8 protein-coding genes and 1 tRNA gene are annotated in these 12,645 nt (G+C 61.4%); 7 read left to right on the top strand and 2 right to left on the bottom strand.

Features of this window, described 5'->3' with window-relative positions:
- Positions 1-112 precede the first annotated feature (112 nt).
- The 7 genes from AAAX35_RS00785 to AAAX35_RS00755 all read left to right on the top strand — a co-directional run bounded on the left by AAAX35_RS00785 (position 113) and on the right by AAAX35_RS00755 (position 7,389).
- Positions 113-2,890: an FAD-dependent oxidoreductase gene (locus AAAX35_RS00785; protein WP_349116418.1), complete on the top strand. Its 2,778-nt coding sequence runs from the start codon at positions 113-115 to the stop codon at positions 2,888-2,890.
- A gap of 30 nt (positions 2,891-2,920) precedes the next feature.
- Positions 2,921-3,349 carry a hydrogenase maturation nickel metallochaperone HypA gene (locus tag AAAX35_RS00780; protein WP_349116417.1) on the top strand — a complete coding sequence of 143 codons (429 nt, stop codon included), beginning with the start codon at positions 2,921-2,923 and terminating at the stop codon, positions 3,347-3,349.
- A gap of 378 nt (positions 3,350-3,727) precedes the next feature.
- Positions 3,728-4,717 (top strand): PTS sugar transporter subunit IIB, encoded by a 990-nt coding sequence (locus AAAX35_RS00775; RefSeq protein ID WP_148332486.1) that lies wholly within the window; start codon positions 3,728-3,730, stop codon positions 4,715-4,717.
- Positions 4,718-4,735: 18 nt separating this feature from the next.
- Positions 4,736-5,554 (top strand): PTS mannose/fructose/sorbose transporter subunit IIC, encoded by an 819-nt coding sequence (locus AAAX35_RS00770; RefSeq protein WP_006235195.1) that lies wholly within the window; start codon positions 4,736-4,738, stop codon positions 5,552-5,554.
- 16 nt (positions 5,555-5,570) lie between these two features.
- Entirely contained in the window at positions 5,571-6,491 is a 921-nt protein-coding gene (locus tag AAAX35_RS00765; RefSeq protein WP_055310058.1) for a PTS system mannose/fructose/sorbose family transporter subunit IID, read from the top strand.
- A 120-nt stretch (positions 6,492-6,611) separates the two neighbouring features.
- Complete coding sequence (locus AAAX35_RS00760) at positions 6,612-7,010, top strand: DUF956 family protein (protein ID WP_006235193.1); 399 nt, start codon at positions 6,612-6,614, stop codon at positions 7,008-7,010.
- Between the two features lie 303 nt (positions 7,011-7,313).
- Positions 7,314-7,389: transfer RNA gene (locus AAAX35_RS00755), tRNA-Arg, on the top strand.
- A 284-nt stretch (positions 7,390-7,673) separates the two neighbouring features.
- Here the strand turns inward: AAAX35_RS00755 and pknB are convergent.
- Positions 7,674-9,635, bottom strand: a complete 1,962-nt coding sequence (gene pknB / locus AAAX35_RS00750) for a Stk1 family PASTA domain-containing Ser/Thr kinase (RefSeq protein WP_349116416.1) — start codon at positions 9,633-9,635, stop codon at positions 7,674-7,676.
- Between the two features lie 132 nt (positions 9,636-9,767).
- Positions 9,768-12,638 carry an FtsW/RodA/SpoVE family cell cycle protein gene (locus tag AAAX35_RS00745; protein ID WP_349116415.1) on the bottom strand — a complete coding sequence of 957 codons (2,871 nt, stop codon included), beginning with the start codon at positions 12,636-12,638 and terminating at the stop codon, positions 9,768-9,770.
- Positions 12,639-12,645 lie beyond the last annotated feature (7 nt).

Raw genomic sequence — 12,645 nt, 5'->3', positions numbered from 1 at the left:
CTGTTTTTGACACAATGTCAACAATAACGGGTGAACGGCGTGGGGGCATGTCGAGCCCGTAAAAAGAGGGGCGCTGCGTGCCTGCCAGGCTGCGGCAAGAGAAGGGACGACTATGATTCTCAACGGACCGGGGATTAGCTACACCGAGCCCGATATCGGTGCGGAGTTTGTGCCGCCGCTGCCGGAGCATCCGCGCGAGGCCATCGTCAAACTGTGCGAGCACTGCACTAACCGCCTGCTGCATCGCGACGAGCTGCTGGGCTACGAGTACTGGTCGTTTGCCGAGGCCGCAACTGACGAGCAGGCCGAAGTGCTCTGCAAGATGAAGATGCGCCGTCCCTACACGCTGCCCGAGATGGTCAAACTCACCGGCATGCCCGAGGCCCAGATCGAGAAGATGCTCGACGATATGAGCTACACGGGCCTGCTCGAGTACAACTGGGAAAATCCCGAGCGCGCCAAGCAATGGGTGCTGCCCATGCTGGTGCCGGGTTCCGCCGAGTTCCTCAACATGCGCGTGAGCCAGCTCGAGGAGCACCCGGTCTACGCCAAGTTCTTTGAACAGGCATCCAAGGGCCCGCTGTCCAAGGCCACACCGATGGTGCCGCCCGGAGGCGCCGGTATCGGCATGCACGTCATTCCGGTCGAGAAGGCCATTGACGCCGCGAGCACGTCGGTGCCTATTGAGCATATTGAGCACTGGCTCGACAAATACGAGGGTAAGTATGCCGCTAGCACCTGCAGCTGCCGCGCGAGCCGTCGCGTGATGGGTGAGGGCTGCGCCGACGACCCGGCCGATTGGTGCATCGCCGTGGGCGATATGGCCGACTACGTGGTCGAGACCGATCGTGGCCATTACGTGACCCGCGACGAGGTCTACGACATCCTGCGCCAGGCCGAGGACAACGGCTTTGTGCACCAGATCACCAACATCGACGGCGAGAACAAGATCTTCGCCATCTGCAACTGCAACGTCAACGTGTGCTACGCCCTGCGCACCTCGCAGCTGTTCAACACGCCCAACCTGTCGCGCTCGGCCTATGTCGCCAAGGTCGAGAAGGACAAGTGCGTGGCCTGCGGTCGCTGCGTTGAGGTGTGCCCGGCCGGTGCCGCTAAGCTGGGCCAGAAGCTCTGCAGCAAAAAGGCCGGCGGACAGGTGCCCGAGTATCCGCGCCAGGAGCTGCCCGATGCCACCAAATGGGACCACACCAAGTGGTCGCCCAACTACCGCAATGACAACCGCATCGAGACGCACAAGTCCGGCACCGCGCCCTGCAAGACGGCCTGCCCCGCGCATGTTGCCGTTCAGGGTTATTTGAAGCTCGCGGCGCAGGGTCGCTATGACGAGGCCCTAGCACTCATTAAGCGCGAGAACCCGCTGCCCGCTATCTGCGGCCGTGTGTGCAACCGCCGCTGTGAGGATGCCTGCACCCGCGGCCGTGTGGACGCCGCCGTGGCCATCGACGAGGTCAAGAAGTTTATCGCCCAGCGCGATCTGGACGCCGCGACCCGCTATGTCCCGCCCGTGGTGACGCCGACGCGTGCCGGCGGCTTCGACCAGAAGATCGCCATCATCGGTGCCGGCCCGGCCGGTCTGTCCTGCGCTTTTTATCTGGCCGAGAAGGGCTATAAGCCCGTCGTGTTCGAGAAGAACGAGCGTCCGGGCGGCATGCTCACCTACGGTATTCCCAGCTTTAAGCTGGAGAAGGACGTTATCGAGGCCGAGGTCGAGATCATTCGCCTGATGGGTGCCGAGTTCCGCTATGGCGTGGAGGTCGGTCGCGATGTGACGCTCGATGAGCTGCGCGAGCAGGGTTTTAAGGCCTTTTATGTTGCCATCGGCTGCCAGGGCGGCCGCCTTGCCGGTATTCCGGGCGAGGATGCCGAGGACGTGACCGTGGCCGTCGACTTCTTGCGCGAGGTCAACAGCGGCAAGATCGACGCGCTACCCGGCCGCACCATCGTAGTGGGCGGCGGCAACGTGGCTATCGACGTGACCCGCAACGCCTGCCGTCTGGGCTCCGAGCATGTTGAGATGTTCTGCCTGGAGAGCGAGGCCCAGATGCCCGCCAGCGAGGAAGAGCGTCGCGAGGCCGTTGAGGACGGCGCTCACATCAGCTGCGGCTGGGGTCCCAAGGAGGTTCACCTGGACGAGTCCGGCCGTGTGTGCGGTATCACCTTCAAGCGCTGCACGCGTGTCTTTGACGACGAGGGCCGTTTTGCGCCCGAGTACGACGAGAACGATCTGCGCCGTGTCGATGCCGATCGTGTGGTCATGTCGATTGGCCAGTCCATTGTGTGGGGCGACCTGCTGGCTGGCTCCAAGGTGGAGCTTGGCCGCGGCCAGGGTGCCCTTGCCGACCCCCAGACCTATCAGACCGCTGAGCCCGACATCTTTGTGGGCGGCGATGTCTATACTGGCCCCAGCTTCGCCATCGATGCCATCGCCGCCGGCCACGAGGCCGCCGTGTCCATCCATCGCTTTGTGCAGCCGGGCTCCACGCTCACCATCGGCCGCAACCAGCGCCGCTACACCGCGCTCGACCGCGACGATGTCGTGATCGAGAGCTATGACAACGCGAGCCGCGAGGTGGCGCATGTTAACCGCGACCGCGAGAAGGCTGCGCCCTTTAGCGAGTACGTCGAGACCTTTACCGAAGAGCAGGTGCGCGCCGAGACCGCCCGTTGCCTGGGTTGCGGTGCCTCGATCGTCGACCCCAACAAGTGCATCGGCTGCGGCCTGTGCACCACCAAGTGCGCGTTCGACGCCATCCATCTGGATCGCGACCGTCCCGAGTGCTCCACGATGGTCAAATACGAGCAAAAGCTCCCAAGCCTCGGCAAGTACGCTCTAAAGCGCGTCATCAAGATTAAGTTCGGTCGCAAGTAAGTAGCCATAACGGGAACGGCGGAAGAAAAAGTGCATGAATTGGGGATCGTTTACCACATCATTCGCGATGTCGAGAATGTAGCGCGCGCTCATGGCGTGCGTCGCGTTTCGAACGTAACGTTGCTGTTGGGCGAGGTCTCGGGCGTCGTTCCCGACTTGCTGCTCGACGCTTGGCGCTGGGCAGCAGATAAAAAGCCTATCGCGCAGGGCGCGGAGCTTATCGTGGAGTCCGTCGAGGCCGTGACACATTGCGAGGCGTGTGGCTGCGACTACGCGACGGTCGAGCACGGCAAGACCTGTCCCCATTGCGGTAGCGGCGAGACATACCTGCTGCAGGGCCAGGAGGTCATGATCAAGCAGATCGAGACCCCCGACGAGGACCCGGCAGGCGCTGCCCCCGATGGCCCTTCCGACGCTCCCGACGCCGTCGACGCCGCCAACCCCCTCCGCATCGTCTAGTCCTTAGTCGTTGGGGACGTTCTTACATGACTAGTCAAACAAGAACGTTCCCAACGACTACTTGCGCTAGAACATAAGTCACGAAAATAGTCAAGCCATTTCTGTTTAAACAAAATAGCAGCAGTACAAGTACATTCGCACTTGCTTAAAATCATTATTAATGAACAGCCTGCTTGTATCTGTAAAGTACATGGCTTGATGAGCAACGCTTTAGCGGGTAATGAGTCGAAAAGCAGCAACGTAACCAATTTGTAACAAACTTAGACGTTTAAACAAATAATCCAACCTTTTGCGAATTTAGCTATAATTCCACAATCCAAACAGGTATACTCCTTTCATGTCGTGTAGGAAATACGTAGACAAAAAGGAGGTTATGTGATGGTAAGTATTGTTCTTGCTAGCCACGGGGACTTGGCAGCTGGAATCAAGCAGACGGGCTCGATGGTCTTTGGCGATCAGCCGTCTGTTGCCGTGGTCTCGCTCGAGCCGAGCATGGGCCCCGACGATTTCCGTGCCAAGGTCGAGGAAGCAGTCGCTTCCTTCGAGGACCAGGAGCAGGTGCTCTTCCTCGTTGATCTGTGGGGCGGCACGCCGTTCAACCAGATCAGCGGGCTCATCGAGGGCCACGATTCCTGGGCTATCGTCACCGGTGTCAACCTGCCTATGCTCATCGAGGCATATTCGCAGCGCTTTGACGCAAAGAACACTGCACATGCGATCGCAAAACATCTCGTGACTGAGGCTAAGGCTGGCGTGCGCGTCAAGCCCGAGTCTCTGGAGCCCGAGGAGAAGAAGCCGGCTGCGGCCGCCGCTGCTCCTGCAGGCGCCATTCCTCCGGGAACGGTCATCGGCGACGGGCACATCAAGATTGCCCACGTCCGTATCGACACCCGTCTGCTTCATGGTCAGGTGGCCACCACGTGGACCAAGCAGATCAACCCCAACCGCATCATCGTGGTTTCCGACGGCGTTGCTCACGACGAGCTCCGCAAGACCATGATCGAGCAGGCTGCCCCTCCGGGAGTCCATGCCAACGTCGTGCCCATCAAGAAGATGGCCGAGGTCGTCAAGGACACGCGCTTTGGTGACACCAAGGCCATGCTGCTCTTTGAGAACCCGCAGGATCTGCTCAAGGCCATCGAGGCCGGCGTCGACATCAAGGAAGTCAACATCGGTTCCATGGCTCACTCCAAGGGCAAGGTCGTCGTCACCAACGCCGTCGCTATGGGCGATGACGACGTCAAGACTCTCGAGGCCCTCAAGGCCAAGGGCGTCAAGTTCGAGGTCCGCAAGGTTCCTTCGGATTCCTCCGAGGATCTCGACGCCATGTTGAAGAAAGCTAAGGCCGAACTGGCCGCTCAAGCATAGTAAAGGAGGGTCCGATACATGTCTGCAATCACTATTCTGCTTGTTGCGATTGTCGCGTTGCTTGCCGGTATGGAAGGCATTCTGGATGAGTTCCAGTTCCATCAGCCGCTCGTGGCATGCACGCTTATCGGTCTCGTAACCGGTCACCTTCAGGAGGGCATCCTCCTGGGCGGTTCGCTCCAGATGATGGCCCTTGGCTGGGCTAACGTCGGCGCCGCTGTCGCGCCTGACGCCGCTCTGGCCTCGGTCGCTTCTTCGATTATCATGGTGCTCGCCCTCAACGGTGGCGCCACCGATTCGGCCAAGGCCGTTACCACCGCTATCGCCGTCGCCGTCCCGCTGTCGGTCGCTGGTCTGTTCCTGACCATGATCTGCCGTACCATTGCTACCGCTATCGCTCACGCCATGGACGGTTGCGCCGAGAAGGGCGACTTCTCCGGCATCGAGCGCTGGCAGTATGCTGCCATCCTCATGCAGGGCCTTCGTATCGCCATCCCGGCAGTGCTTCTGTGCGTCATCCCGGCCGAGGCCGTTACCAACGCGCTTAACGCTATGCCCGACTGGCTGTCCGGCGGCATGGCTGTCGGCGGCGGCATGGTCGCTTCCGTCGGTTACGCCATGGTCATCAACATGATGGCCACCAAGGAGACCTGGCCGTTCTTCGTCCTCGGCTTTGTCCTTGCTGCCATCCCTCAGCTCACGCTGATTGCCCTTGGTCTCATCGGCATCTCCCTTGCCCTCATCTACCTTGGCCTTAAGGATCTGGCCAAGCAGGGTGGCGGCATGGGCGGTGGCTCCGGCGACCCGCTCGGCGACATTCTGAACGATTACGAGTAGGAGGGGAGTGATACATATGGCAGAGAACAAGATTCAGCTCACCAAGGCTGACCGCAAGAAGGTTTGCTTCCGTCATCAGTTCCTTCAGGGCTCGTGGAACTACGAGCGTATGCAGAACGGCGGCTGGTGCTTCGCAATGATCCCTGCGATCAAGAAGCTCTACACCAGCAAGGATGACCAGATTGCCGCTCTTAAGCGCCACCTGGAGTTCTATAACACCCACCCCTATGTTTCCGCCCCCGTCATTGGCGTTACCCTCGCTCTCGAGGAGGAGCGCGCCAACGGTGCCCCGATTGACGACGTCGCCATCCAGGGCGTCAAGGTCGGTATGATGGGCCCGCTCGCCGGCGTCGGTGACCCCGTCTTCTGGTTCACCCTTCGCCCGATTCTGGGCGCTCTGGGCGCTTCCCTGGCCATGTCCGGCAGCATCGTCGGTCCGCTGCTGTTCTTCTTCGCGTGGAACATCATCCGTTACGCTTTCCTGTGGTACACGCAGGAGTTTGGCTACAAGGTCGGCTCCTCCATCGCCAAGGACCTCTCCGGTGGTCTGATGGGCAAGGTCACCGAGGGCGCTTCCATCCTGGGTATGTTCATCATCGGCGCCCTGGTCGAGCGCTGGGTGTCCATTTCCTTCACCCCGATCGTCTCCACGGTCAAGCAGTCTGCTGGCGCCTTTATCGACTGGGCTAGCCTGCCCTCCGGTTCCGAGGGTATCAAGGAAGCGCTGACGATGTACAACTCCGTCGGTGCTACCGCCCTTGATCAGATGAAGGTCACCACGCTTCAGGCCAACCTCGATCAGCTCATCCCCGGCCTTGCCGCCGTGTGCCTGACCCTGCTGGTCTGCAAGCTCCTCAAGAAGAAGGTCAGCCCGATCGTCATCATCCTGGCTCTCTTCGCCGTCGGCATCATCGGTCGCTTCTGCGGCTTCATGTAAGCACGCTTCGGCTTAAGACCGAGAATTGCTAGGCAAGGGCTTTTGAGCCATTGAAACGGACCGCACCCGGTGGGTACACTGGATGCGGTCCGATTGTTTTATTTGGAGGGCGAGGCGCGCATGGCGCAATCTCAGAACAGCACGGTCGATCTGGCAACGCCGGCAACCTGCCTGATGGGGCTTACCAGCCACGGTAACGTGATGGTGGGCAATAAGGCGTTCGAGTATTACAACGAGCGCAATCCCGAGGATTATATTCAAATCCCGTGGGACGAGGTCGACTATATTGCCGCCGAGGTTTTACGCGGCACCAAGAAGATCACGCGTTTTGCCATCTTCACCAAGGACAACGGTCACTTTACGTTTTCGACGCGCGACGACAAAGAGACGCTTCGTGCTGTCCGCAAGTACGTCGACGAGGATAAGCTTGTGCGTTCGCCCGACTTTATCGATGTGACGGCCAAGGGCGCCAAGAGCATCCCCTCCGTTATCAAAAACCTCTTCCACAAAGGTAACTAGTCATTAAAGAGCGCCCCCCAAAGTGGGACGCAGTTTCCCATGGGGCTCGATTGGGAAAGTGCATCCCAGTTCGAGCGCCGATTCCGGGATGTAGTTTCCGGAACGGGGTCGTTTGGGAAACCGTGTCCCGTTTCGAGCCGAAATTCTGGGACACAGTTTCCAGCGAGGTCCCATTGGGAAAGTTTGACCCAGAATTTGCCTGGATAGTGGGACACACTTTCCGGAGGGCTGTTCCACCGCAACTTCGAAGAGTGGCTATACGCTGTATTACAACGGCGTAAATCTGCTACACTAGTACAACATGCCTCCGTAGCTCAGGGGATAGAGCACCGCTCTCCTAAAGCGGGTGTCGACGGTTCGAATCCGCCCGGGGGCACCAGAAGATTATGACGGCGTCGCGAGAGCGGCGCCGTTTCTGGTTTGTGGGGACCGCCGGCGGATTCGGACCGTCGACACCCGCGTCACCAATTTCCCCGCGGGGGGGGGAGTTTTCGAATCCGCCCGGGGGCACCAGAGGAATATCGAGCCCGGTACCGCTACGGTGCCGGGCTCTTCTGGTTCATGCCATGTCAAAAACGAGGCGCCCGCTTGCTGGGGGAGCAAGCGGGCGCCTGTGAGCGAATATGTTTGCGGCGAAAGCCGTGATGAGCGGTGGGGTGGCGACTAGTTGTTCGTACCGGAATCGTCACCCGTGCCCAAGCCAGAGTCAGAGCCCGAGCCAGAAAGTGCGACTGTTAGCGTGATCGTGCTGTCGGTGGACTGCTTGCCGGTGGGGGAGACGCCCGTAACGGTGGCATTCTCGTTGCCACTCACGGGGTTGCCGTTCTGATCGCAGAATGCGATGTTGTAGAACCCGGCGTTGTTGAGCGCGGTGACGGCGGCGGAGATGCTCTTGCCGTACAGGTTGCCCGGGACGCTGGCCTTGCCGGACTTCTTGGCGATGACGACGGTGATCGTGGCACCGGGCTTCTGCTTGCCGCTGGGGTTCCAGCTAATTACGGTGCCCTCGGTAACCGAGTCGTTTTCCTGGTAGCTCACGTCGACGCCAAAGCCAGCCATGTCGAGAGCGTTGCGCGCCTGGGCCTCGGTCATGTCGGTCAGATCGGGCACCGAGGTGGTGTCCGGGCCGCTGGAGACCTTGTACGAGATGGTCGTGCCCTTCTCGACCTCCTTGCCGGCAACAGTGCTCTGCTCAAAGACCTGGCCTTCTTCGGCCTCATTGGCTTCCTCCGAAGCGCTGCCCTTCAGGCCCACGCTTGCCAGTGCGGCCTCGGCCTGGTCCTTGGTCAGGCCGACGAGCTGCGGAACCTCAACCTTCTCGGAGGGCTTAGGGCCCTTGGAGACTACCAGGTTCACCCTCGTGCCCTTGGCCTTCTTGGTGTTGCCGTTGGGGGTCTGCTCGGCGACCTTTCCCTCGTCGACATCGTCGTTGTAGCTCTGGTCGACGGTGCCAACCTCAAGGCCGGCTTCCTTGATCAGCTCAATAGCGGTTTTCTGGTCCTTGCCCAGCACGTCGGGCACCGTGACCTGTTCGCCACTGAACATGCCCGTGGCAAAGGCCACTACAACGCCGATCACGGCGACGGCGGCAATCACGGCGGCGATAATCTTGTTCTTGTTGGACTTAGGCTTCTCGACCTCGTAGGAGCCCGTGGAGCCCGAGACAGCGCTACGGGCGGTGTTCTGACCGCTCACGCCCGAGACGGGACGAACCATAGCGCGCGTTGAGTCGGAAAGCTCGCGGGTCTTGGTGGCACCCAGGTCGCCGGCGGCACCGATGATGCGCGTGGGCTCCGAGACGTTGACGGCACGGCCGGACAGGTAGCTGTTGAGCACCTGGCGCAGCTCGTCGGCCGTCTGGAAGCGGTTTGCCGGGTCCTTCTCCATGCACTTGAGGATGATGCGCTCCAGATCGGCATCGACGCCGGAGTTGATCTGGCTCGGCGGGATGGGGAGCTCGTTGACCTGCTTGAGCGCGACCGAGATGGCGTCGTCGCCGTCAAAGGGTACGCGACCGGTGGCGCACTCGTACATCACGACGCCCAGCGAGTAGATATCCGAGGTGGGGCCGAGGTCCTGGCCGCGGGTCTGCTCGGGGCTTACATAGTGGGCGGTGCCCAGCACGTTGTTATCCTGCGTGAGATGGCTGTTCTTGGCGCGCGCGATACCAAAGTCCATCACCTTGATGTTGCCGTCGGGCAGCACCATGATGTTTTGCGGCTTAATGTCGCGGTGGATGATCTCGTGCTTGTGTGCGACCGAAAGCGCGGAGCTGATCTGCGAGCCGATCTGCGCGACCTTCTTGGGATCGAGGGCGCCGTGGCTCTTGATGCCGCTCTTAAGGTCGGTACCGCGCAGGTACTCCATGACGATGTAATAGGTGTCGCCGTCCTTGCCCCAGTCGTAGACGCCCACGATATAGGGGGAGGACAGGCCGGCCGCTGCCTGGGCCTCCTGCTTAAAGCGGGCGGCGAAGGTGGCGTCGCCGGCATACTGCGGCAGCATGATCTTGACGGCAACCGTGCGGTCGAGGACCTGATCCTGTGCACGGAAGACGGTCGCCATACCGCCCGTTCCCACCTTATCCTTGAGGAGGTATCTTCCCCCGAGGACCCTCTGTTCCATTCCTGCTCCTAACATAACTATTCGCTCAACGATGTGTGTAGTACCAAACGTGTGGCCGCCGGGGCCGTGTGGCGCGTTGCCGCTAGCTCATCGGCCGCGGCGTGCCATAAGTTTCCGCTTTGATCACGGGCATCACGCTCCCTGTGCGGCGAGCGCTGCGGTCAGGACGATGCCGGCAATCTTGGCCGCCTCGACGTCGTGTTTGTCGTAATCCTCCAGGGCCACCGAGATGGCAACCGTGGGTGAATCGTAAGGTGCAAAGCCAACAAACATAGAGTTGACGTTGGTGCCGCCGGTCTCGGCCGAACCGGTCTTGCCGGCAACCTTGACGCCCGGAATCTGGGCATCGGTGCCGGTACCGGACTGGACGACGGCGAGCATGGCCTGCTTGACCTGGTCGGCCGTGGTGGAGCTGACAGCCTGGCCCAGCGAGCGGGACTGCGTGGTCTTAACCACGGTTCCGTCCGGGGCGAGTATCTGTGACACAAAGAACGGGTCCATGACCACGCCGCTGTTGGCGATAGCGGCGGCGATCACGCAATTCTGCATGACGGTGGTCTGCGGGCCAGGCGTGTGGTCCATGCCGACGGGCTGGCCGGCGCCTGCCCAAGCGGTCTCCCACTCGGTCATAAGCGACGGGTCGGCCATGATGGAGGCCGCGGCGGTAAGGTCCTGACCCAGCTTTTGCCCATAGCCAAAGGCGTTGGCAAACTGTACCAGCGAGTTGGCGCCGACCTCGTTGGCCACCTGGCCAAAGACGACGTTGGACGACACGGCGAAGGCCTGCTGCAGGCTGATGGTGCCGTAGCTCTCGTTGGCAGAGTTGGTGACCGGCGCGTTGCCGATGTCCATGGAGCCGGGCGCCTGGTACGTGCTGGTAAGGCTGGCGGTGCCGGTTTCGAGCGCCGCGGAGAGTGTGACGACCTTAAAGGTCGAGCCCGGGGTGTAGAGCGCGTCCATGGCGCGGTCGTACATGGAGCCGTCCTCGCCACCGCCCGACTGCATCAGGGCATCGATGTTGGTGTTGTCATAGGTGGGTGAGCTCGCGCACGCAAGGACCGCACCGGTGCGCGGATCCATGACCACCACAGCGCCCTTAAAGCCCTTGAGCGCCTGCTCGGCAGCCGTCTGGATGCGCGAGTCGATGGTGAGCTTGGCGGTATTGCCCGGCTGTGTCTGTCCCGCGAGCGACGCGATGGCGTTGTTCCAGCTGGAGTAATCCTTGGAGCCGGTGAGCGTATCGTTCATGACGCTCTCGATGCCGGCGGTGCCGTATTGCTGGCTCACGTAGCCCACCACGTGCGCGGCCATGTTGCCGTTGGGGTAGGAACGGGCGTAGGTGCCGTCCTCCTGCTGCAGCGACTCGGCTAGCGTCACGCCGTCGGACGTGATGATGGAGCCACGCTGGATGTACTTGGAGCGGGCGATGGTGTGGTTGTTGGTCGGCATATCCTGATAGTCCTTCGCCTTGATGACTTGGACATAGGTGAGGTTGCCGATAAGGATGGCGAACAGCGCCGTGAAGGCAAGCACGGCACGAGTCAGACGGTTGGCAAGCGCCACGCGGCCGAGCACGCCGGACTCAGGCGTGTCGAGCAGGCGACGACGCATGCGAGAACCCGCGGAGTGGTTGCCGTGGCTGTAGGAAGGTGCGTTGGCAAAACGCGTACCGGTCGGGGCAGCGGCGGATGCGACCTGGTCATCGGTGATGGCGGCCATGGTGCCGGTGCCGGTGAGCTCGGCTTCGCGTCCGGTTGCCTCGTCGCCGGCGCGCAGCAGCAGCGCGACGATGATAAAGCTCGCCAGCAGCGAGGAGCCGCCCTGGCTCATAAAGGGCAGGGTGACGCCGGTCAGCGGGATCAGGCGGGTTACGCCGCCAACGATTAAGAATGCCTGGAAGCTGATGGCCGCCGTAAGGCCGGTCGCGCTAAAGGCGGCAAGGTCGGACTTGGCGCGGGCTGCCGTGGTGAGGCCACGCACGGCAAAAAGCATAAACAGGATGAGCACGGCGCCGCCGCCCAAAAGGCCCATTTCCTCGCCGATGGCCGAGAAGATAAAGTCGGACTCGACGACGGGGATGTTGTTTGCCATGCCATTGCCGATGCCGACGCCAACCAGGCCGCCGTCAGCCAGCGAGTAAAGTGACTGTACGATCTGGTAGCCCTGACCCTGGGCGTCCTTAAACGGATCGACCCAGACCTGAAAGCGCACCTGCACGTGCGACAGGAACTTGTAGGCACCCACGGCTCCAACGGCCAGCAGCGCAAGGCCGATGATGACGTACGAAAAGCGTCCCGTGGCAACATAGAGCATCAGCAAAAAGATGGTGTAGAACAGGACGGCCGAGCCCAGGTCGCGTTCGAAGACGACGATGAGCAGGCACACGCCCCACACGGCAAACAGCGGCAGCAGCAGGCGGAAGCGCGGAATCTTGAGGCCCAGGATCTTGCGGTTGGAGATGGAGAGCAGCTCGCGGTTCTCGGCCAGATAGCCTGCCAGGAACAAGACGATGAAGACCTTGGCGAACTCGCCGGGCTGGATGGTGAAGCCCGCGATGCGAATCCACAGCTTGGAGCCCGAGATCGTGGTGCCGATAAAGATCGGCAGCATCAGCAGGATGATGCCGATAATGCCAAAGGTGTACTTGTAGCGCATGACAACGTCGAGGTTCTTGACCAGTGCGAGCGTTCCCACCATGAGCGCTACCGAGACAAACAAGATGATGAGCTGCGAGATGGCGAGGTCGGGGGCCAGGCGCGTCACGAATGTGATGCCGATGCCCGAGAGCACAAAGACGATGGGCAGGATGGCGGGGTCGGCGCCGGGCGCCAGGATGCGCACGGCGATATGCGCCGCGGCGAAGGCGGCGAACAGGCCGATCGGCACGGCGAGCGTCTCAAAGGAAATCGTGGCACCCGCGGTGAGCACGTACATCGCATAGAGCAGGATGACGGGGAACGCCGAGGCGATGAGCAAGAGCAGTTCGGTGTTGCGGCGACTCATAAGCGGC

The organism is Collinsella sp. CLA-ER-H11, from assembly GCF_040092445.1.
Taxonomy (GTDB): Bacteria; Actinomycetota; Coriobacteriia; order Coriobacteriales; family Coriobacteriaceae; genus Collinsella.
Note: the sequence above shows the minus strand (reverse complement) of the source record. Positions and strands in the feature narration are given on the sequence as shown.